Raw genomic sequence first — 20,725 nt, forward strand, 5'->3', positions numbered from 1 at the left:
TCGTTTCAGCGGCCGGTGACGGCGGCGGTCAGCCGCTGTTCGATGTCGGTGAGCGCGGCGACCCCGTAGGTGCGGCCGTCCTCCTCGACGACGAGGTACTCCCCGGCGGGGGTGGCCCGGACGGCGCGCAGCAGGTCCTCGCCGGCGAGGTCGGCGGAGAGCAGCAGCCCGGGTTCGAGGTCGCGGGCGAGCGGGCCGACGGCGACCCAGGGGCGGCGGTGCTCGGGGACGGAGCGGACGGCGGCCTCCCGGAGGATGGCGATCGGCTCGCCGCGGCCGTCGACGACCACGACCGCGCCGGCCCGGGCCTCGTGGGCGCGCCGCATGGCCTCGCCGAGCGGGGTGTCGGCGGTGACCTCGACGGCCCGGCGGGCGACGTCGCGCAGCCGCAGGCCGGGCAGCACCTCCTTGAGCCGGGCGTTGCGCAGCGCGCCGGTGGCGCCGTTCCAGATGATCGCGGCGAGGACGGCCGCCAGCACGGCGTCGACCAGGGTGTCGGTGCGGCTGCGCTCCAGGGCCCGGGCGGAGCTGATCAGCGGCAGGCCGATCAGGACGGCGATGGCGAGCGCGCGGCCGGCCCAGGCGGCGGCGACGGTGCCGGCCATCGGCCGTCCGGTGGCGGCCCAGACGACGGCGCGCAGCATCCGGCCGCCGTCCAGCGGCAGGCCGGGCAGCAGGTTGAAGGCGGCGACGACGAGGTTGGAGACCATCAGGCCGGTGAGCAGCACGCCGGGGACGGTGGCGACCTCGACGGCCTGGAGGGCGAGGTAGAAGACGCCGCCGAGGACGAGGGAGAGCAGCGGGCCGACGAAGGCCAGCCAGAACTCCCGCCAGGGGCGTTCGGCCTCCTTCTCGATCTCCGAGACGCCGCCGAAGAACTGGAGCTGGATGCGGCGCACGCCGAGCTTGTAGCGCAGCGCGACCAGGGTGTGGGCGAGCTCGTGGACCAGCACCGAGCCGTAGAAGACGACGGCGAAGGAGAACGCGACCAGGTAGCGGGCGGCGCCGAGGTCGGGCAGCACCCGGTCGAGCTGGCCGCCGAAGACCCAGGTGATCAGGGCCGCGATGATGAACCAGGACGGTGTGACGTAGATCGGCACGCCGAAGGGGCGGCCCATCAGGATGCCGCCGCGGGGCTCCGGCTCACGGGGCGGCGGGGTCCCGGGCCGGTCGCCGCCGCCGTGCGGCGGCTGGTCGGAGGTCTGCTGCCCCCTGGAGTCGCTCACCGTGTTCCCTTCCTCCGTCGCCCCCGCCGCGCGCCGCGCGCCGGTGCGCCCACGCTACGTGATCGCGGCCGCCGTCCGGCGCCCGCCCCTCGCCTTCCCACTGCGTTCATACCCCGTGGCGACCGCTTTCCGGCAGCACCGTGGCAGCGGGATGACAGCGCAGGGCAATAGGGTCTCGGGTATGCAGCAGACCGAGACCAGCAGTCCCGCCGCGGCCCCGCCCCGTCCGGCGGCGGCCCCGACCGGGCTGTCCCCGTCGCGTGCGGGCGACTTCCTGACCTGCCCGCTGTTGTACCGGCTGCGGGTGATCGACCGGCTGCCGGAGCCGCCGAGCGCGGCGGCGACCCGGGGCACGCTGGTGCACGCGGTGCTGGAGCGGCTGTTCGACTCCCCGGCGGCCGACCGGACGCCGGAGCGGGCGCTGGGGCTGCTGCGCCCGCAGTGGGAGCGGCTGCTGGGCGAGCGCCCGGAGCTGGCCGGACTGTTCCCGGAGGATCCCGACGGCGCGGCGCTGACCCGCTGGCTGGCGGACGCCGAGAAGCTGGTCGGCCAGTGGTTCCGGCTGGAGGACCCGACCCGGCTGCACCCGGTGGAGCGCGAGCTGTACGTGGAGACGGCGCTGGAGTCGGGGCTGCTGCTGCGCGGCTACATCGACCGGGTGGACGTCGCTCCGACCGGTGAGGTCCGGCTGGTGGACTACAAGACCGGCCGGGCGCCCTCGCGGGACTTCGAGGGCAAGGCGATGTTCCAGATGAAGTTCTACGCGCTGGTGGTCTGGCGCTGGAAGGGCGTGATCCCCAAGCGGCTGCAGCTGGTCTACCTGGGCGGCGGCGGGGACGTGGTCAGCTACGACCCGGACGAGGCCGACCTGCTCGCGGTGGAGCGCAAGCTGCTGGCGCTGTGGGAGCGGATCGGGCGGGCGGTGGCCACCGGCGACTTCCCGGCGACCCGCAACCGGCTCTGCGACTGGTGCGACCACCAGGCCAGCTGTCCGGAGTTCGGCGGCACGCCCCCGCCGTACCCGCTGCCGCTGGCGCGAACGTCCGACGAGGTCGATCCCACGGGGGATCCGACGAGCAAGGAGTCGTAGGGTGACGATCCGAGTGCTGCTGGTCGACGACCAGCCGCTGCTGCGCACCGGTTTCCGGATGATCCTGGAGGCCGAGTCCGACCTGGTGGTGGTCGGCGAGGCCGGCGACGGCCAGCAGGCGCTGGACCAGGTGCGGGCGCTGCAGCCCGACGTGGTGCTGATGGACATCCGGATGCCCCGGATGGACGGTGTGGAGGCGACCCGCCGGATCGCCGGTCCGGGGCGGGACGGCCCGGCGAAGGTGCTGGTGCTCACCACCTTCGACCTGGACGAGTACGTGGTGGAGGCGCTGCGCGCGGGGGCGAGCGGCTTCCTGCTGAAGGACGTGCCGGCCGAGGAGCTGGTGCAGGCGATCCGGGTGGTGGCGGACGGCGCGGCGATGCTGGCGCCCTCGATCACCCGGCGGCTGCTGGACATGTACGCCACCAAGCTGCCGTCGGGCGAGGAGGCGCCGCCGCAGGCGCTGAACGCGCTGACCGAGCGGGAGCTGGAGGTGCTGAAGCTGGTGGCGCGCGGGCTGTCGAACGCGGAGATCGCGGCGGAGCTGTTCGTCAGCGAGACGACGGTGAAGACGCACGTCGGCCACGTGCTGACCAAGCTGCAGCTGCGGGACCGGGTGCAGGCGGCGGTGTACGCCTACGAGAGCGGTCTGGTGCGCCCGGGCGCGCTGTAGGCCCGTGGACGGACGGCGGCCCGTCCGCTCCCCCCGGTCGGAACCGGGTGGGGCGGGCGGGCCGCGGTGTCGTGCGCGCCGGGGCGGGCGGCGGTCTACTTGCCGCTGCGGCCGATCTCCCAGAAGCGGAAGAAGCCGGTGGTGTCGACGGTGGACTCCACGCCGGTGATGTTGGAGCGCGAGGTGAAGAACGCCTTGTTCTGGAACAGCGGGACGAGCGGGGCGTTGGTGGCCACGATGCCCTGGATCTGGGCGTAGGCGCCGGTCGCGGCGGCCCGGTCGGTCTGCTTGAGGGTGTCGGGCACCAGCTTCTGGCTGATCTGCGGGTCGTCCCAGCCGTGGTGGTAGGAACCGCCGTCGACGATCAGCGGGGCGACGTAGTTGTCCGGGTCCGGGTAGTCCGCGAACCAGCCGATCGTGTAGAGCTGGTACTTGCCCTCGTTCCAGCCCTTCTTGTAGGTGTCCCAGTCGGGCTCCTGCTGGACCGTGATCTGGAACAGGCCGCCGGCCTCCAGCTGCTTCTTCAGCATCTCGGCCTCGGCGGACTCGGCGCGCGAGCGCGACCAGGTGAGGGTCAGCTTGACCGGGGTCGGCACCTTGGCGGCGGTGAGGATCGCCTTGGCCTTGGCGGTGTCCTGGTCGCCGTAGCGGTCGAAGAAGGCCGTGTTGTGGCCGGTGACGCCGGCCGGGACCATCGAGTACAGCGGCTGGACGGTGCGCGCGAAGACCTCGCGGGCCAGCGTCTTGCGGTCGATCAGCTGGGCGGCGGCCTGGCGGACTGCGAGGTTGCCGGCGGTGGCGTCCTTGGTGTTGAAGACCAGGTAGCGGGTGTCGTTGCTGTCGCCCTCGACGACGCGCAGGTCGGTCTTGCCGCCCTGCTGGTCGGAGAGGATCTGGGCCGCGGTGTTCGGCTCCAGGGAGTTGTCGGCGAGGTCGACCTCGCCGCTGTCCAGCGCGGACTTGAGGTCGGCCGGCTTGTCGAAGTAGCGCAGCGTGAACTTCTTGTTCCGCAGCTTGGCGTCGCCGGTGTACTTGTCGTTCGGCGAGAGCACGACCTTCGCCGGGCCGCCCTTGGCCATCGCCTCGACCGAGTCGATCTTGTACGGGCCGGAGCCGACCTGCTTGTCGTTGGGCAGCGCCTTGTCGGCCGGGTAGACCTCCTGGTCGACGATGGCGCCGGCCGGGCCGGCCAGCTTGGCCGGGAGGGTCGCGTCGGGCTGGCCGAGGTGGAAGACCACCTCACTGTCGTTGGTCGCCTCGACGGACTTGATCGACGACAGCAGGCCGGCCGGGCCGTTCGGGTCGTTGATCTTCAGGGTCCGCTGGACCGAGTAGACGACGTCGGCGGCGGTGAGCGCGTGGCCGTTGGAGAACTTCAGCCCGCTCCTGAGCGTGCAGTGGTACTGGGTGGCGTCGCCCGCGGTGAACTCGCAGGACTGCGCGGCGTCCGGGCTGGGCGCGCTGGAGGCGGCCGGGTAGCTGAGCAGCGACTGGAAGGTGTTGCGCATCAGCAGCCAGGAGCCGGCGTCGTAGGCGATGGCCGGGTCCAGGGAGCCGGTCAGCGCGGTGGTGCCCATCGTGATGGCCTTGTCGCCGTCCCCCTTGACGGCGTCGGTGACCGAGCCGCAGCCGGCCACCGTGGCGGCGACGATTCCGGCACAGCCGAGCACGGCCAGTCGTTCAGCTGAAGTCTTCACGGGTCGCGTCCTTCTGGGGGTGCGGTCCGGCTGCGATCGCGGGCACGACGGGGGTGCCCGTCAGCGGCGGTGCCTGGGCTCGGGGGTGGAACGAACCCGAGTAGCGTGCCATATCGAACACGCCCCCCCGACACCCGCAAAGGTGACGGTTGGGACACGGCGGCGGGGCTCTGGTCAGCGCTGTCCGACGAGTTGTCAGGCAATGCCCGTTTTCTCCCGGGACGCTCCCCCGGACCGGCCGGGTCCGTCCGCTTACCGGCGGGTACCGCCACTCCGCAATGAGACGACAATCACACTCGCGAGGCCACCAGGGAGCGCAGCAGCTCCAGGTCGACCTGCTCCAGCGAGGAGAGCACCAGGCGCCCCGGCGCCGGCTCGATCGGCGTCACCGAGGGCACCGCGATCACCGGGCAGCCGGCCGCCTCGGCGGCCCGCACCCCGGTCGGCGCGTCCTCCACCACCACGCAGCGGGCCGGGTCGGCGCCCAGCCGGCGGGCCGCCTCCAGGTACGGGTCCGGGTGCGGCTTGGTGCGCGGCACCTCGTCCCCGGCGACCGAGAACGCGAAGTGCTCGGCGCCCAGCGAGCGGAGCACGATGTCGATGATGTGCCGGTGCGAGGCGGACACCAGCGCGGCCGGCACCCCGTGCGCGGCCAGCGTGTTGAGCAGCCGCTCGGCGCCCGGCATCAGCGGCACCCCGCCGCCCAGCAGGTCGACGAAGCGCTGGTTGATCAGTACGGTCAGGTCGGCCGGCGACAGGTCCACCCCGGTGCGGCTCAGCAGGTGGTCGATCACCCGGGTCATCGGACCGCCGACCACGTGGGCGCGGTCCTCGGCGGTCAGCTGGTGGCCCAGGTCGGCGAAGAGCGAGGCCTCGGCCTGCCACCAGAAGTCCTCGGTGTCGACCAGCGTCCCGTCCATGTCCAGCAGCACCGCCTGGAGGCCCCGGTCGTCGCCGCCGAGGATCTGGGTGGCGGTGGAGATGGTGGTCATGGCGGGATCCTTCCGTCCGTGCCCGGATCGGTCCCGGGGATGGCACGGGCCGGCCCGCTGGTGAGCGGACCGGCCCGTTCAGGGTCATCAAGACTACGCCCGGGTCGCCCGGATCGGGCGAACGATGCGCAACACGGGCGTTACCGGGCGTTGAAGTACTTCGCCTCCGGGTGGTGGATCACGATCGCGTCGGTGGACTGCTCCGGGTGCAGCTGGAACTCCTCGGAGAGCACCACGCCGATCCGCTCGGGCTTCAGCAGCTCGGCGATCTTGGCGCGGTCCTCCAGCTCCGGGCAGGCGCCGTAGCCCAGCGAGAAGCGGGCGCCGCGGTACTTGAGCGCGAACATGTCCTTGACGTCCTGCGGGTCCTCGTCGCCGAAGCCCAGCTCGTAGCGGACCCGGGCGTGCCAGAACTCGGCCAGCGCCTCGGCCAGCTGGACGGACAGGCCGTGCAGCTCCAGGTAGTCGCGGTAGGAGTTGTTCGCGAACAGCTCGTTGGCCGCCTCGGAGATCCGGTTGCCCATCGTGACCACCTGCAGGCCGACCACGTCGCGCACCCCGGACTCCTCCGGGCGGAAGAAGTCCGCCAGGCACAGCCGCCGCCCGCGCCGCTGGCGCGGGAAGGTGAAGCGGGTCCGCTCGGTGCCGTCCTCGTGGAAGACGATCAGGTCGTCGCCCTTGGAGTTCGCCGGGAAGTAGCCGTAGACCACGGCCGCCTCCAGCCAGCCCTCGGTCTGCAGCCGGTCCAGCCACATCCGCAGCCGCGGCCGGCCCTCGGTCTCCACCAGCTCCTCGTAGGACGGCCCCTCGCCGGTCCGGGCCGCCTTCAGGCCCCACTGGCCCTTGAACAGCGCGTCCTCGTCCAGCCAGGAGGCGTAGTCCGCGAACGGCACGCCCTTGACGATCCGCTCGCCCCAGAACGGCGGGGCCGGCACCCGGTTGTCCACCGTCACGTCGGAGCGGATCTGGCCGAGGTTGACCTCCTCCGGCTCCTCGACCTCCACCCGGGCGTGCCGGCGCTGCTTGAGCTCCGGCAGCGCGGCGCCCGGCACCCCGCGCTTGACCGCGACCAGCGCGTCCATCAGCCGCAGGCCCTCGAAGGCGTCCCGGGCGTAGCGGACCTCGCCCTCGTAGATCTCGTGCAGGTCCTGCTCGACGTAGGCGCGGGTCAGCGCGGCGCCGCCGAGGATCACCGGGAACTGGGCCGCCAGCTTGCGCTGGTTCAGCTCCTCCAGGTTCTCCTTCATGATCACGGTGGACTTGACCAGCAGGCCGGACATCCCGATGACGTCCGCGTTGTGCTCCTGCGCGGCGTCCAGGATCGCCGAGACCGGCTGCTTGATGCCCAGGTTGACGACGTTGTAGCCGTTGTTGGACAGGATGATGTCGACCAGGTTCTTGCCGATGTCGTGGACGTCGCCCTTCACGGTGGCCAGCACGATGGTGCCCTTGCCCTCCGAGTCGGACTTCTCCATGTGCGGCTCCAGGTGGGCCACCGCGGTCTTCATCACCTCGGCGGACTGGAGCACGAACGGCAGCTGCATCTGGCCGGAGCCGAACAGCTCGCCGACCACCTTCATGCCGGACAGCAGGGTGTCGTTGATGATCTCCAGCGCCGGGCGGGCGGTCAGCGCCTCGTCCAGGTCGGCCTCCAGGCCGTTCCGCTCGCCGTCGATGATCCGGCGCTGGAGGCGCTCCTCCAGCGGCAGCGCGGCCAACTCCTCCGCCTTGGACGCCTTGACCGAGGCCGAGGAGACGCCCTCGAACAGCTCCAGCAGGCGCTGCAGCGGGTCGTAGCCCTCCCGGCGGCGGTCGTACACCAGGTCGAGCGCGGCCTCGCGCTGCTCCTCCGGGATCCGCGAGATCGGCAGGATCTTGGAGGCGTGCACGATGGCCGAGTCCAGGCCGGCCTCCACGCACTCGTGCAGGAAGACCGAGTTGAGGACGACCCGGGCGGCCGGGTTGAGGCCGAAGGAGATGTTGGACAGGCCCAGCGTGGTCTGCACCGCCGGGCGGCGGCGCTTCAGCTCGCGGATCGCCCCGATGGTCTCGATACCGTCCCGGCGGGACTCCTCCTGGCCGGTGGCCAGGGTGAAGGTCAGGCAGTCGACCAGGATCGAGCCCTCGTCGATGCCGTAGTCGGCGGTGAGCTCGGCGATCAGCCGCTCGGCGATCTCCACCTTCTTGTCGGCGGTGCGGGCCTGGCCCTCCTCGTCGATGGTGAGCGCGATCAGGCCGGCGCCGTGCTCGCGGGCCAGCGAGGCGATCCGGCCGAACCGCGACTCCGGGGCGTTGCCGTCCTCGTAGTTGACCGAGTTGAGCACCGCGCGGCCGCCGAGCGCCTCCAGGCCCGCCCGCAGCACCTCCGGCTCGGTGGAGTCCAGCACGATCGGCAGGGTCGAGGCGGTGGCCAGCCGGCCGGCGATCTCCTTCATGTCGGCGACGCCGTCGCGGCCGACGTAGTCCACGCACAGGTCCAGCAGGTGGGAGCCGTCGCGGATCTGGTCGCGGGCGATCTCCACGCAGGCCTGCCAGTCGCCGGCCAGCATCGACTCGCGGAACTTCTTCGAGCCGTTGGCGTTGGTGCGCTCGCCGATCGCCAGGTACGAGGTGTCCTGGCGGAACGGCACCGACTGGTAGAGCGAGGCGGCGGCCGGCTCCGGGCGCGGGTCGCGCGCGGCCACCGGGCGGCCCTGGACCCGCTCGACCACCTGGCGCAGGTGCTCGGGGGTGGTGCCGCAGCAGCCGCCGACCAGCGACAGCCCGTACTCGCGGGTGAAGACGTCGTGCGCGTCGGCCAGCTCGGCCGGGCTCAGCGGGTAGTGCGCGCCGTCCTTGCCCAGCACCGGCAGACCGGCGTTCGGCATGCAGGACAGGCCGATCCGGGCGTTCTTCGCCAGGTAGCGCAGGTGCTCGCTCATCTCGGCCGGGCCGGTGGCGCAGTTCAGGCCGATGTAGTCGACGCCCAGCGGCTCCAGGGCGGTCAGCGCGGCGCCGATCTCGGAGCCGAGCAGCATGGTGCCGGTGGTCTCCACGGTCACCTGGACCAGCACCGGCAGGTCCAGGCCCGCCTCGGCCAGCGCCTGCTTGGAGCCCAGGATCGCGGCCTTGGTCTGCAGCAGGTCCTGGCTGGTCTCCACCAGCAGGGCGTCCGCGCCGCCGGCGATCAGGCCGGCCGCGTTCTGCCGGAAGCCCTCGCGCAGCGTCTCGTAGGGCGCGTGGCCGAGGGTCGGCAGCTTGGTGCCGGGGCCGATCGAGCCGAGCACCCAGCGCAGCCGGCCGTCCTCGGCGCCGTGCGCGTCGGCGGCCTCGCGGGCCAGTCGGGCACCGGCCTCGGAGAGCTCGAAGACGCGCTCGGAGATCTCGTACTCGCCGAGCGCGGAGAAGTTGGCGCCGAAGGTGTTGGTCTCCACGCAGTCCACGCCCACCGCGAAGTAGGCGTCGTGCACGGAGCGGACGATGTCGGGCCGGGTGAGATTGAGGACCTCGTTGCAGCCCTCCAGGTTCTGGAAGTCCTCCAGCGTCGGGTCCTGTGCCTGGAGCATGGTGCCCATCGCCCCGTCGGCGACCACCACACGGGTGGCGAGGGCCTCGCGCAGCGCGTTCGCGCGGCTCTGCTGGGTGACGGACGGGGCGGCTGCAGTGGCCATGGGGCTTCTCCCTGGGTGCGACGGCTGTCGGCTTTGCGAACCCGCTGAATCGGGGACGCACGTGGCCAGGGTATCCGGCCCCCGCCCGGGCGTGAGCACCTGTTCCGTATCCTGAGCGTTCGGCCATGAGGGGGGAGCCCACGGCATGACCACATTCCGGACGCGCATTCGAGACGGGGCACGCGGGGCGGTACGCCGCACGGGAGCCCGCGCGGGGGCGCTGCGGGCCCGCTGGCGCGGCTGGTCCCGGTGGCGGAAGGCCCTGGTGGCGGCGGGTGCGCTGCTCGCCGTGGTGGCCGTGCCGATCGGCTCGGCGGCGCTCGCGCTGCGCCTGCAGTACGTCGGCGACCCCTCCCCCGAGGCCCGCACCCGGGGCCGCGACGCCGTCTGGCTGGGCCACGCCTGGGTCGACGGCCGGAAGGGTGACGCCGAGGTTGCCGAGCTCGCCCGGCGGCTGGCCGGCACCGGCGTCCGCGACCTCTACGTGCACACCGGCCCCCTGGAGCACGACGGCTCGCTGCCGCCCGCCGTGCACCCCCGCGCGCGGTGGTTCACCGACGCCGTGCACCGCTCACTGCCCGGGATCCGGGTGCAGAGCTGGCTCGGCGACGAGGTGAAGCCGGAGAAGGACGGCCTCGACCTGGAGGACACCGCCACCCGCGAGCGGGTCACCGCCTCCGCCCGCCAGGTGCTGGACCAGGGCTTCGACGGCGTGCACTTCGACATGGAGCCGATCCGGCCCGGCTCGAAGGGCTGGCTCGACCTGCTGGAGCGGGTCCGCCCGGTCACCGCCGGACGCGGCGCCGTGCTGTCGGTGGCCGTCCCGCAGATCGACCCGCTGCCGTACCAGCACGACGTCGGCATCGCGCTCACCGGCCACGGCAAGTGGTGGGACCAGGCGTACTTCGCCGCCACCGCCCGCCGGGTCGACCAGGTCGCGGTGATGACCTACGACTCCAACATGCCCACCGAGGCCCTCTACGGCGGCTACAACGCCTACCAGACCGAGCTCGCCCTGGAGGCCACGCCGGAGGACGTCGACCTGCTGATGGGCCTGCCGTTCTACTGGGAGGACCGGTGGGGCCACTGGGGCCGCGCCGAGACGGTGAACGCCGGGATCCGCGGGATCCGGCTGGGCCTGGGGCGCCACGACCTCCAGCGGCGGAACTTCGGCGTCGGGCTGTACGTGGACTTCGCCGCCACCGAGCAGAACTGGACCGACTACCGCCGCGAGTGGGTGCGGTAGGTCCGCCCCGGGGCGGACCGGTCCCGGGCCCTCAGGCCGGGACCCTCAGGCCGGGGCCGTCCGGCGGGCCAGCGCGGCCAGGAAGCGGTGCACGGCGGCGCCCTCGCCGGTCACGTAGTGCGAGACGGCCCGGTACAGCGGCTGGTACACCTCGCCGCGCTCGGTGACGGTGAGCGTGCAGCCGCCGCCGGCCGGGGTGAGCACGAACGTCCAGGTGCCGCCGTACGGCAGGTCGGGGTCGGCGATGCCGGTCACCAGGCGGTGCGGCGGCTCGCTCTCCACCACCTCGTAGACGGTGTGCCCGTGCCGGCCGTCCTCGCGCCAGCGCGGGCGGCCGGCGGCGGTGGCGGGCAGCCTTTCGACATGCGCCACGTCCGGGCGCCAGGCCGGGAAGAGGTCGACGTCGGTCAGCACGTCCCAGACCGCCCCGGGCGGCCGCGCCAGCTCCAGGCCGCCCCCACTGAGGTGCTCCACCGGCAGCCGCCGCCCGGCGGCCCACGCCGCCGCCGACGCCCCGGCCGCACCGGCCGCCAGTGCCGCCGCCGCGGCGCCCGCCCACCGCCATCCGTTCATCCGCCGGCTCCTCGCCACCGCGCCGCCCGGCCCCCGCCTCCCATCATCGCGCCGCCGCCGCGCCGCGGCGCGCCCGGACCGCGGCGGACTGTGCGGGTGCGCCCGGATAACCGGTGGATCGCGGCCGCCCCCTCCCCCAGACTGTCCCGGTGCCCCGGCGGAACGGGGCTTCAAAGCCCGTAGGCTGGGCAGGTAGGGAACCATGGAGCGAGGCGTTCCATGGGTGACGAGAGGTTCGACCGTCGGCATCCGGCCCGCCGGCGCCCGGGCAGTCCCGGCCGGGCGGGGCGGAGGCGGCCGACCGGAGGGAGACGCTGGGTGATCGAGCTGGAAGAAGTTCCCGAGTTGATCGACCCGGTGATGGTCTGCGCCTTCGAGGGGTGGAACGACGCGGGCGACGCCGCCTCCGCGGCCCTGGCGCATCTGGACGAGACCTGGGGCGGCAAGGTGTTCGCCGCGCTCGACGCGGAGGACTACTACGACTTCCAGGTCAACCGGCCGACCGTCTGGCTGGACGGCGGGGTGCGCCGGATCACCTGGCCCACCACCAGGCTCTCGGTGATCCGGGTGACCGAGCCGACCACCCGGGACGTCGTCCTGGTGCGCGGCATCGAACCGAGCATGCGCTGGCGCTCGTTCTGCAACGAGCTGCTGGGCTTCGCGCACGAGCTGGGCGTCGAGCTGGTGGTGATCCTGGGCGCGCTGCTCGGCGACACCCCGCACAGCCGCCCGGTGCCGGTCAGCGGTGTCACCTCCGACCCCGAGCTGGCCCGCCGGCTGGACCTGGAGGAGAGCCGCTACGAGGGCCCGACCGGGATCGTCGGGGTGCTCCAGGAGGCCTGCACGCACGCCGGGGTCCCGGCGGTGACGCTCTGGGCGGCGGTGCCGCACTACGTCGCGCAGCCGCCGAACCCCAAGGCCACCCTGGCGCTGATCAACAAGCTGGAGGACCTGCTGGACCTGCGCATCCCGCCGGGCGACCTCGGCGAGGACGCCCGGGCCTGGCAGCTGGGCGTGGACCAGCTGGCCGCCGAGGACAGCGAGGTCGCCGAGTACGTCCAGCAGCTGGAGGAGGCGCAGGACACCGCGGAGCTGCCGGAGGCCTCGGGCGACGCGATCGCCCGGGAGTTCGAGCGCTACCTGCGGCGCCGGGAGAACGTCGGGCCGACCGGGGAGAAGCCGGTCGCCGGGCACGCCACCGCCGAGCGGCCCGCCGATCCGGAGCCGCCGGCCACCCGGGAGAGCCAGGACGGCGCCGAGGACGAGTGAGTCCGCCCGGCGCGCGGGCGCCGATGCGGGAAAGGGGCGCCGGGACCATGCGGTCCCGGCGCCCCTTCGCCGTGGCGGGGCCCGCTACAGCGCGACGCCGAGCAGCGCGTCCACGGTGCGGGTGACCAGGCCGGGGGCACCGGTGTCGGTGCCGCCGCCGGCCTGCTGCGCGGCGGCCCAGCGGTCCACCGCGGCCAGCGCGGCGGGCGCGTCGAGGTCCTCGGCGAGCGCCGCGCGGACCTCGGCGAGCAGCTGCTCGGCGGCCGGGCCGTCCGGCCGGGAGACGGCGGCGCGCCAGCGGGCGAGCCGCTCGACGGCCTCGTCCAGGGTGGCCTTGGTCCACTCCCAGTCCTCGCGGTAGTGGTGCGAGAGCAGGGCGAGGCGGATCGCGGCCGGGTCGACGCCGTCGCGGCGCAGCGCCGAGACGAAGACCAGGTTGCCGCGGGACTTGGACATCTTGTGGCCGTCCAGGCCGACCATGCCCGCGTGCACGTACGCCCTGGCGTACGGGTGGTCGCCGGTGGCGACCTGGGCGTGCGAGGCGCCCATCTCGTGGTGCGGGAAGGAGAGGTCGCTGCCGCCGCCCTGGATGTCGAAGGACATCCCGAGGAACTGCAGCGCGATGGCGACGCACTCGATGTGCCAGCCGGGGCGGCCGTGGCCGAGCTCGGTGTCCCAGGCGGGCTCGCCGGGGCGGGCCGCGAGCCAGAGCAGGGCGTCCAGCGGGTGGCGCTTGCCGGGGCGGTCCGGGTCGCCGCCGCGCTCGGCGAAGACCGGGCGCATGGCCTCGCGGGTGAGGCCGGAGACCGTGCCGAAGGCGGGGTCGGACTCGACCGAGAAGTAGATGTCGCCGTCCAGCTCGTAGGCGGCGCCGCTCGCCAGCAGCTTCTGCACCAGCGGGACGATCCACGGGATGGACTCGACGGCGCCGATGTAGTGGGCCGGCGGGAGCAGCCGCAGCGCGGTCATGTCCTCGCGGAAGAGCGCGGTCTCGCGCTCGGCGAGGGCCACCCAGTCCTGGCCGGTCTCGACCGCGCGCTGCAGCAGCGGGTCGTCGACGTCGGTGACGTTCTGCACGTAGAGGACGTCGTGGCCGGCGTCCTTCCACACCCGCTGCACCAGGTCGAAGGCGTTGTAGGTGGCGGCGTGGCCCATGTGGGTCGCGTCGTAGGGCGTGATGCCGCAGACGTAGATCCGGGCGGTGCCGTCCTGCGGGACGACCTCCCGGATGCCTCCCGTCGCGGTGTCGTGGATACGGAGGGGGAGCCCCTGACCAGGCAGGGCGGGAACCTCGGAGGCGGGCCAGGCATGCATGGATCGACTTTAACCGTGAGAACATTTGAAAGCCTAACCAGTCGGCAAGATCGACTGGATTCGCTTCCTTTCGTGGCCCGAGCGGTTCCGGACCGTTGGTGCCCGGCGCTTGACAGCGCCGGGCGAGCCGTCCCGGATCCGCCCCGCGCACGGCCTCGCGGGGCGGTCCGGGCGGACGGGCCACCCGGTCGGCCCTGCCGCCGACCGGGTGCCCGCGACCCTCGGGGCCGCGGCCGGAGCCGCTACAACCGCTGCCAGAGGGCCGGCACGTTCGGCGGCTCCCACCCGACGATGGCCGTGTGCCCCTGGAGGCACTGGTAGGAGGAACCGCCGTAGGTCACGCGGTCGCCCGCGTTGTAGAAGGTGCCCGCCGCCCAGGTGCCGCCACCGGTCTGGGTCGGCCTCGGCGAGGTGGGCGTGCTGGTCGGCGTGCCCGTCGGGGTCGGGGTCGGGTTCTGCGCCACGTTGAGCACGAAGTCGTACGTGCCCTCCTTGGCCGAGCCGACCTGGCGGACGTTCATCAGCAGCCGCGCGTCGTAGATGGTGTCGGTGCTGTTGCGCGGCTCGTTCGGGAAGTACAGCTGGGTGGTGATCACCGGCCGGTTGGGCGCCTGCAGCTTGACGTGGATGTGCCGGGTGCGGCCAGGGTAGAGGCCGGGCACGATCGTGGTGAGGCTGAACGCGCCCTGGGCGTTGGTGAACTGGTGGCCGCGGAAGGTGTAGCCGGCGTTGTCGTAGTTGCCGTTCACGTCGGCCTGCCAGAAGTCCATCAGGACGTTGTTCAGCGGCAGGCAGGCGCGGCCGAAGACGTAGCCGCTGACGGTGAGCCGGGTGCCCGGGGTGCTGTCGGTGATGAGCGAGGTGCGCAGCGGGGAGTTGGGCTTGAAGTAGGGGCCCTCGGTCTGCTCGATGGTCGGGGCGTCGCCGTCGTGGCACTCAGGGGTGAACTCCGGCATCTCGCCGGTGCCGACGCGGTCGCGGGCCAGCGCGACACCTCCGCCGACCAGCAGCGGTGCGGTGCCGAGCACGGCGGCGGCCCTGAGGACGGACTTGCGGCTGATCCGGCGGTCGGTCGGACCGTCCGTCCCGGTGAGGGGCTCTTCGGACGCGGGCATGCGCCGACTCCTTCGGTGTGAGTGTGGGGGATCTGGTGGTGCTGGTGCTGTCCGGGGGCGGCCCTTGCCATGGTGGGGGCATGACAAGGACCGGGCCGGCGGGCCGCCCGCTCGCGCCGGGCGGTCCGCCGGTGGCCAGCAGTCAAACTACGGGCCGTCCGGGGCCGCCGCGATGGACGTGATCCGGGGATCGTGGTGATTTCCTCCGACCCTGGTGCGGAACTCCCCCGGCGTCATTCCGGTCTCCCGGCGGAAGAAGCGGCAGAAGTACGCCGGATCGCCGAAACCGGCCTCCCGGGACACCTGCCGCACCGTCAGTTCGGTGCAGGCCAGCAGGCGTTTGGCCTCCAGTGTCTGCTGCTGGCGGATCAGCCGGCCCGGGGTGCGGCCGGTCGCCTGCTTGACCATCGCCTGGAGGTGCCCCGAGGAGACGCCGAGCTCGTGCGCGCAGGACGCCACCGAGAGCTGCACCCCGCCGGGGGTGGCGATCAGCCGGGTGAAGGCGGCCGCGAGGTCCCCGGTGCGGCCGGGGAGCGCGCCCCCGCCGGCGGGCGAACAGGCCCGCAGGGCCCGCACGATGAGGATGTGCAGGCTGGCCCGCAGCACGCCCGGGTAGCCGGCCGGCCGGGCCCGGTACTCGGCCTCCATGTCCGCCAGCAGCGCCGCGATCGGGGCGGCCTGCTCGCCCAGCCGCACCGCCGGGCGGGAGGCCAGGGTGCGCAGCGCGGCGAGGTCCTGCGGGTGGGCCAGCAGGAAGTCCTCGTTGAACAGCACGACCTGGCCGGTGAGTTCGGCCGCGTCCGCCCAGTAGTGCACCTGGCCGGGGGCGATCACGCACAGCTGCGGGGGCTGCACCGGCCGCTGGACCAGGTCCAGGACGTGGGCGCCGTGCCCGCCGGTGACGAAGACGATCTCGTAGAAGGAGTGCCGGTGGGGGAAGCCGGCCCGGGACAGCGGGCCGATCGCGTCGAAGCTGCCGATCGCGAACGGGAGCAGATGCGGCAGCGGGACCTGGAGGCGGTGCAGCGGCAGGTCCAGGTGGGGGGTGGTCCGTCGCTCGTCCATCGTCGCAGTGTGGGGCCAGGGGCGCACACCGGTCCAGACCATTACCGGATGAGTGCCCCTGCACACCTCTTGATCGAGAGGTGGGGGCGCCTTCGAACCGTCGCTCCAAGGGCTGACGGACCGTCAGATCGGCGGCCAGGGGATGGACGGCCAGTCCTCGGAGGGCAGCGGGTGGGTGCCGGTGGCGAGCAGCGCGGCCACCCGGGCCCGGGCGGCGTCCAGCTCCGCGGCGGTCAGGTGCGGGGCCAGCCGCTCCCCCAGCGCGCCGTCCAGCTGCTCGGCCAGCCCGGCCAGCACCGCGGCCGCCTCGGCGGGCAGCGGCTGCCCGGCCCAGCCCCAGAGCAGGGTGCGCAGCTTGCCCTCGGTGTTGAAGGTGACGCCGTGGTCGATGCCGTAGAGCCGGCCGTCGGCCGCGGGGATCAGGTGGCCGCCCTTGCGGTCGGCGTTGTTGAGGACGGCGTCCAGCACCGCGAGCCGGCGCAGCCGCCGGTCGTCGGGGTGGACCAGCAGCGCGGTCCGCCCGTCGCCGACCTCGGCCCGGACGATCGGCAGCCAGCCGTCCTCGGGGCCGCGCGGGTCCTGGAGCGCGAGCAGCGGGGCGGCGTCCGGGTCGGGCTCCACCCACAGCTGCACCATGCCGGGGCCGTGCGGACCCTCGCGCAGCACGGTGGGCGGCACCAGCCCCCAGCCGGTGGCGGCGGACAGCTCGTAGGCGGCGACCTCGCGGCCGGCCAGGGTGCCGTCGGGGAAGTCCCAGAGCGGCCGCTCGCCGGCCACCGGCTTGTAGACGGCCTGCGCCGCGCGGCCGTCGGCGGCGGTGACGGTGCAGTAGAGGGCGGCGTTGGAGGCGTCGGTGAGCCGGCCGTGCACGGTCAGCGCGCCCTCGCGCAGCAGGCTCAGCGCACCGGGCGGGTCGGCGGCGAGGGCGGCGGCCTCGGCGGGGTCGGACCGCGGCGGCTCCGACGGGTCGTCGGGCCGGGCGGCCGGCGTGTTCAGCGCCGGTACCCGTTCGCGCGCGGGCACAGGTGGCCCTCCGGGTCGAGCGGCAGGTTGCAGAACGGGCAGGGCCTGCGGCCGGCCGCGACGAGGTCCAGCGCCCGCTTGGCGAACACCCGGGCCATCGCGCCGGAGAGCCGCACCCGGAGCATGTCGGGACCGTTCTCGTCGTCCTCGAAGACGGCGGCGCCCTCCTCCTCGCCCTCCTCCTCCTCGACCAGCGCCTGGGCCTCGACCACCAGGCAGCCGTCCACGCTGTCCCAGGCGAGCGCCATCGTGCCGACCCGGAACTCCTGCTCCAGCGGCAGGTCCAGCGGCGCGGTGTCGAGCAGGTCCTGCGGGGCGGTGGCCGGGATGGTGGCCGCGCCGCCGCTGCGGCGCAGCGCCTCGTCGAGGACCTCCTCGATCCGCTCGGCGAGCGCCGCGACCTGGGTCTTCTCCAGCAGCACGCTGGTGATCCGCCCACGGGCGCTGGCCTGCAGGTAGAACGCCCGGGCGCCGGGCTGGCCGACGGTACCGGCCACGAACCGTTCGGGCTGGTCGTAGAAGAAGACCTGACGGGTCACGCTCTCGCTCCGGGTCGTATCGATCGTCGTGGGCGTCGCGCGGACGCCGCTGGGGTCGGTCGGGGGTCGGGGCTGGGTGGTCCGGGGCGCCCGGGCGCGCGGCGCGGGGACCCACTGGTCACCCTACGACCTCCGGGGCCGCGCCGGGGAGCCGAGGCCCTGGCCGGGGCTCCGGGCCGGATCCGGGCCGGCGGCTCAGGCCGCGCCGGTGGAGCCGCCGACCACGGCGTCCCCGCTCGGGGCGCTGCCGCCGCCGTGGCCGGCCGGCCGCGGGGCGAGGGAGGCGAGGTCGCCGGTGTCGCCCATCCGCAGCACGAAGGGCCGGCGCGCGGTGTAGCGGATCGCGGTGACCGAGCAGGGGTCGATGTTGATCCGCTGGAAGTGGTCGAGGTGCAGGCCGAGCGCGTCGGCCACCACCGCCTTGATCACGTCGCCGTGCGAGCAGGCGATCCAGACCGCGTCCTCGCCGTGCTCGGCGGCGATCTTCTCGTTCCACTCGCGGACCGCGCCCACCGTGCGGTGGCTCAGCTCGCGCAGCGACTCGCCGCCGGGGAAGACGGCCGCCGCCGCGTGGTCCTGGACGGTGCGCCACAGCGGCTCCTTGGCCAGCTCGGCCAGCGGCCGGCCGGTCCACTCGCCGTAGTGGCACTCGCCGAGCCGCTCGTCCAGCGCGGGCCCGGCCAGGCCGGGGCGGGCGGCGAGCAGCGGTTCCAGGCTCTGCCGGCAGCGCTCCAGCGGGCTGCTGACCGCCTGGACCAGCGGGACCGGGGCGAGCCGGTCGGCGAGCGCGGCGGCCTGGGCGCGGCCGGTGTCGTCGAGGTCCACCCCGGGCGTCCAACCGGCCAGGATTCCGGCGGTGTTCGCGGTCGAGCGGCCGTGGCGGACGAGCAGCAGGGTGGGCATGGGGCCTACCCTACGGCCTCCCGGCCCGGGCCGGGCCCGTCCTCCGGGCCCGCCCGGGAGCCGGGCGGTGCCGCCCCGCGGCGCACCGCGGTCGCGGTGGATGTTTCGGACCGGCGGCAGGGGCGACAATGGCCCGCATGATCGTCCATTGCGCCATCTACCGCGACGGCCGTCCGGTCGCGACGCCCGCGGACCCGGCCGGCAGCCTGGCCGCCGCGCGGCGGGCGGGCCCGGGCGGCTTCGTCTGGATAGGCCTGTTCGAGCCCACCGCCGAGGAACTCGACCGGGTCGGCTCCGAGTTCGGCCTGCACCCGCTGGCCGTCGAGGACGCGGTCGCCGCCCACCAGCGCCCCAAGGTGGAGGCCTACCAGGACTCGCTGTTCGTGTCGCTCAAGACGCTCGGCTACCACCCCGGCGGCCACGCGGTGACCAGCGGCGAGGTGATGATCTTCGTCGGCGAGGACTTCGTGATGACCGTCCGGCACGGCGCCGACAGCCCGCTCGGCGGCCTGCGCTCCCAGCTGGAGCAGCAGCCGGAGGTGCTCAGGTACGGCCCGAGTGCGGTGCTGCACTCGGTCTGCGACACGGTGGTGGACGGCTACGTGGACGTGGCCGTCGGCATCCAGGCGGACCTCGACGAGCTGGAGGCGGACGTCTTCGCGCCCGGCCGGGTGGGCCGGGACGTCGCGAGCCGGATCTACGGCTACAAGCGGCAGCTGGTCACCGTCCGCCGCGCCACCGGCCCGCTGCTCGACCCGATGCTGCGGCTGGAGCGCGGCGGCGTGCCGTACGTCCGGGCCGAGGCGCTGCCGTACCTGCGGGACGTCGCCGACCACCTGGCCCGCGCCAACGACCAGGTCGAGGGCATGGACCGGCTGCTGTCGGACATCCTGTCGGCCAATCTGGCGCAGGTGAGCGTGCAGCAGAACAACGACATGCGGAAGATCTCCGCCTGGGCGGCGCTGGCCGCCGTGCCGACGATGATCGCCGGCGTGTACGGGATGAACTTCGAGCACATGCCGGAGCTTCGGCAGCCCTGGGGCTACCCGGCGGCCGTCTCGCTGATGGTGGTGGTCTGCGTGGTGCTGCACCGGGTCTTCAAGCGGCACGACTGGCTGTAGGGCCCCGGGCCGCACGGCCCGCCCCGGCCCGCGGGGCGCCCCCTCCCCCGGAGGCCCGGGGGAGGGGGCGGCGGCCGTCACGGCGGGCCCGTCAGGCCAGGCCGGCGCGCTCCAGGGCCGCGACGCCGGTGCGCAGCGCCGCGATCCGCTCGTCGAGCGTGAAGCCGGCCGGGGCCAGGGTGAGCGTGGTGACGCCCGCGTCCGCGTAGGCCTGCATCCGGTCGGCGATCCGGGCGGTGTCGCCGATCAGCGAGGTGGCGTCGACGAGCTGGTGCGGGACGGCGGCCGCGGCGCCCGCGTAGTCCTTGGCCAGGTAGCGCTCCTGGACCTCGTCGGCGGCCTGCTCGTAGCCCATCCGGCGGGCGAGCTGGTTGTAGAAGTTCTTCTCCTTGCTGCCCATGCCGCCGATGTAGAGCGCGGTGTAGGCCCGCTGGGAGTCGACCCCGGCCTCGATGTCCTCGCCGACGGCGATGGCCACGGTCGGGCAGACGTCGAAGCCCTCGAACTCCTTGCCGGGCTCGGCGCCGGCCTTGGCTCGGCCCGCCTTCAGCGGGTCGAGGGAGAGCGCGGCGTGCGCCGGGTCGAAGAAGATGCCGAGCCAGCCGTCGGCGATCTCGCCGGTCTGCTCCAGGTTCTTCGGGCCGATCGCGGCGATGTACAGCGGGATGTGCTCGCGCACCGGGTGCACGGTGAGCTTGATCGGCTTGCCGGGCCCGCCGGGCAGCGGCAGCGTCCAGTGGGCGCCCTCGTGGACCAGCCGCTCGCGGGACATCGCCTTGCGGATGATCTCCACGTACTCGCGGGTGCGGGCCAGCGGCTTGTCGAACTTCACGCCGTACCAGCCCTCGGAGACCTGCGGGCCGGAGACGCCGAGGCCGAGCCGGAAGCGGCCGCCGGAGAGGGTGTCCAGGGTGGCGGCGGTCATCGCGGTCATCGCCGGGGTGCGGGCCGGGATCTGGAAGATGGCCGAGCCGACGTCGATCCGCTCGGTCCTGGCCGCGACGTAGGAGAGCACGGTGGCCGCGTCCGAGCCGTACGCCTCGGCGGCCCAGCAGACCGCGTAGCCGAGCCGGTCGGCCTCCTGGGCGACGGCGATGTTGTCGGCGTCCATGCCGAGTCCCCAGTAGCCGAGGTTGATGCCGAGTCGCATGGGGCACTGCCTTCCAGTCGGGTTGCTCGGGAGCGCGAGGACGCGTCCGGCCGACATGCTACTGGCCGGTAGGGGTGGT

The 20,725-nt window shown here is 73.8% G+C and carries 17 protein-coding genes; 5 read left to right on the forward strand and 12 right to left on the reverse strand.

All coding sequences use genetic code 11. The features are described from left to right. Window positions 1–5: 5 nt before the first annotated feature. Window positions 6–1,226 (reverse strand): site-2 protease family protein, encoded by a 1,221-nt coding sequence (locus tag ACFVFS_RS28780; protein ID WP_380627631.1) that lies wholly within the window; start codon window positions 1,224–1,226, stop codon window positions 6–8. A gap of 181 nt (window positions 1,227–1,407) precedes the next feature. Here ACFVFS_RS28780 and ACFVFS_RS28785 point away from each other — a divergent pair, with 181 nt between their 5' ends. Then, on the forward strand, window positions 1,408–2,316 hold the full coding sequence (locus ACFVFS_RS28785) for a RecB family exonuclease (protein ID WP_380627632.1): 909 nt from the start codon (window positions 1,408–1,410) through the stop codon (window positions 2,314–2,316). A 1-nt stretch (window position 2,317) separates the two neighbouring features. Further along, window positions 2,318–2,989 (forward strand): response regulator transcription factor, encoded by a 672-nt coding sequence (locus tag ACFVFS_RS28790; RefSeq protein WP_030299918.1) that lies wholly within the window; start codon window positions 2,318–2,320, stop codon window positions 2,987–2,989. Between the two features lie 95 nt (window positions 2,990–3,084). Here the strand turns inward: ACFVFS_RS28790 and ACFVFS_RS28795 are convergent, their stop codons facing one another. The 3 genes from ACFVFS_RS28795 to metH all read right to left on the reverse strand — a co-directional run bounded on the left by ACFVFS_RS28795 (window position 3,085) and on the right by metH (window position 9,328). Then, on the reverse strand, window positions 3,085–4,686 hold the full coding sequence (locus ACFVFS_RS28795; protein WP_380627633.1) for an ABC transporter substrate-binding protein: 1,602 nt from the start codon (window positions 4,684–4,686) through the stop codon (window positions 3,085–3,087). Window positions 4,687–4,976: 290 nt separating this feature from the next. Continuing rightward, a complete protein-coding gene (locus tag ACFVFS_RS28800; protein WP_380627634.1) occupies window positions 4,977–5,678 on the reverse strand; it encodes an HAD family hydrolase in 702 nt (233 codons plus the stop codon). Between the two features lie 140 nt (window positions 5,679–5,818). Beyond that, window positions 5,819–9,328 (reverse strand): methionine synthase, encoded by a 3,510-nt coding sequence (gene metH, locus ACFVFS_RS28805; RefSeq protein ID WP_380627635.1) that lies wholly within the window; start codon window positions 9,326–9,328, stop codon window positions 5,819–5,821. Between the two features lie 145 nt (window positions 9,329–9,473). Between metH and ACFVFS_RS28810 the strand changes: the two genes are divergently transcribed. After that, window positions 9,474–10,574: a glycoside hydrolase family 18 protein gene (locus tag ACFVFS_RS28810; protein ID WP_380627636.1), complete on the forward strand. Its 1,101-nt coding sequence runs from the start codon at window positions 9,474–9,476 to the stop codon at window positions 10,572–10,574. 45 nt (window positions 10,575–10,619) lie between these two features. Here ACFVFS_RS28810 and ACFVFS_RS28815 read toward each other — a convergent pair whose 3' ends face one another. After that, window positions 10,620–11,147 carry an SRPBCC domain-containing protein gene (locus ACFVFS_RS28815; protein WP_380627637.1) on the reverse strand — a complete coding sequence of 176 codons (528 nt, stop codon included), beginning with the start codon at window positions 11,145–11,147 and terminating at the stop codon, window positions 10,620–10,622. Between the two features lie 318 nt (window positions 11,148–11,465). On the opposite strand from ACFVFS_RS28815, the gene ACFVFS_RS28820 reads away from it, so the two are divergent. Next, a complete protein-coding gene (locus ACFVFS_RS28820) occupies window positions 11,466–12,416 on the forward strand; it encodes a PAC2 family protein (RefSeq protein WP_380627638.1) in 951 nt (316 codons plus the stop codon). A gap of 84 nt (window positions 12,417–12,500) precedes the next feature. On the opposite strand, the gene mshC is transcribed toward ACFVFS_RS28820, so the two are convergent. The 6 genes from mshC to ACFVFS_RS28850 form a co-directional block, all read right to left on the reverse strand. Continuing rightward, window positions 12,501–13,730, reverse strand: a complete 1,230-nt coding sequence (gene mshC / locus ACFVFS_RS28825; protein ID WP_380627639.1) for a cysteine--1-D-myo-inosityl 2-amino-2-deoxy-alpha-D-glucopyranoside ligase — start codon at window positions 13,728–13,730, stop codon at window positions 12,501–12,503. A gap of 242 nt (window positions 13,731–13,972) precedes the next feature. Next, window positions 13,973–14,845 (reverse strand): carbohydrate-binding protein, encoded by an 873-nt coding sequence (locus tag ACFVFS_RS28830; protein WP_380627640.1) that lies wholly within the window; start codon window positions 14,843–14,845, stop codon window positions 13,973–13,975. A gap of 147 nt (window positions 14,846–14,992) precedes the next feature. After that, on the reverse strand, window positions 14,993–15,910 hold the full coding sequence (locus ACFVFS_RS28835) for a helix-turn-helix domain-containing protein (RefSeq protein ID WP_380627641.1): 918 nt from the start codon (window positions 15,908–15,910) through the stop codon (window positions 14,993–14,995). A gap of 123 nt (window positions 15,911–16,033) precedes the next feature. Next, window positions 16,034–16,810, reverse strand: a complete 777-nt coding sequence (locus ACFVFS_RS28840) for an SCO1664 family protein (RefSeq protein ID WP_380627663.1) — start codon at window positions 16,808–16,810, stop codon at window positions 16,034–16,036. A gap of 92 nt (window positions 16,811–16,902) precedes the next feature. Next, window positions 16,903–17,472, reverse strand: coding sequence for a DUF3090 domain-containing protein (locus ACFVFS_RS28845; RefSeq protein ID WP_380627642.1), 570 nt, complete (start codon window positions 17,470–17,472; stop codon window positions 16,903–16,905). Window positions 17,473–17,667: 195 nt separating this feature from the next. Continuing rightward, the gene (locus tag ACFVFS_RS28850; RefSeq protein WP_380627643.1) at window positions 17,668–18,375 is read right to left on the reverse strand and encodes a histidine phosphatase family protein; all 708 of its coding nucleotides are present in this window, start codon (window positions 18,373–18,375) and stop codon (window positions 17,668–17,670) included. A 128-nt stretch (window positions 18,376–18,503) separates the two neighbouring features. Between ACFVFS_RS28850 and ACFVFS_RS28855 the strand changes: the two genes are divergently transcribed. After that, entirely contained in the window at window positions 18,504–19,496 is a 993-nt protein-coding gene (locus ACFVFS_RS28855; protein WP_380627644.1) for a magnesium and cobalt transport protein CorA, read from the forward strand. Window positions 19,497–19,587: 91 nt separating this feature from the next. Here ACFVFS_RS28855 and ACFVFS_RS28860 read toward each other — a convergent pair whose 3' ends face one another. Continuing rightward, window positions 19,588–20,646 (reverse strand): LLM class F420-dependent oxidoreductase, encoded by a 1,059-nt coding sequence (locus ACFVFS_RS28860; RefSeq protein ID WP_380627645.1) that lies wholly within the window; start codon window positions 20,644–20,646, stop codon window positions 19,588–19,590. Between the last annotated feature and the right edge of the window lie 79 nt (window positions 20,647–20,725).

This window comes from Kitasatospora sp. NPDC057692 (genome assembly GCF_042799475.1).
Lineage (GTDB): Bacteria > Actinomycetota > Actinomycetes > Streptomycetales > Streptomycetaceae > Kitasatospora.

Coding starts and splice junctions, on each gene's coding strand:
- ACFVFS_RS28800 (WP_380627634.1), bottom strand. CDS start 5,678: ATGACCACCATCTCCACCGCCACCCAGATCCTCGGCGGCGACGACCGG.
- metH (WP_380627635.1), bottom strand. CDS start 9,328: ATGGCCACTGCAGCCGCCCCGTCCGTCACCCAGCAGAGCCGCGCGAAC.
- mshC (WP_380627639.1), bottom strand. CDS start 13,730: ATGCATGCCTGGCCCGCCTCCGAGGTTCCCGCCCTGCCTGGTCAGGGG.
- ACFVFS_RS28855 (WP_380627644.1), top strand. CDS start 18,504: ATGGCCCGCATGATCGTCCATTGCGCCATCTACCGCGACGGCCGTCCG.
- ACFVFS_RS28835 (WP_380627641.1), bottom strand. CDS start 15,910: ATGGACGAGCGACGGACCACCCCCCACCTGGACCTGCCGCTGCACCGC.
- ACFVFS_RS28850 (WP_380627643.1), bottom strand. CDS start 18,375: ATGCCCACCCTGCTGCTCGTCCGCCACGGCCGCTCGACCGCGAACACC.
- ACFVFS_RS28815 (WP_380627637.1), bottom strand. CDS start 11,147: ATGAACGGATGGCGGTGGGCGGGCGCCGCGGCGGCGGCACTGGCGGCC.
- ACFVFS_RS28860 (WP_380627645.1), bottom strand. CDS start 20,646: ATGCGACTCGGCATCAACCTCGGCTACTGGGGACTCGGCATGGACGCC.
- ACFVFS_RS28785 (WP_380627632.1), top strand. CDS start 1,408: ATGCAGCAGACCGAGACCAGCAGTCCCGCCGCGGCCCCGCCCCGTCCG.
- ACFVFS_RS28810 (WP_380627636.1), top strand. CDS start 9,474: ATGACCACATTCCGGACGCGCATTCGAGACGGGGCACGCGGGGCGGTA.
- ACFVFS_RS28830 (WP_380627640.1), bottom strand. CDS start 14,845: ATGCCCGCGTCCGAAGAGCCCCTCACCGGGACGGACGGTCCGACCGAC.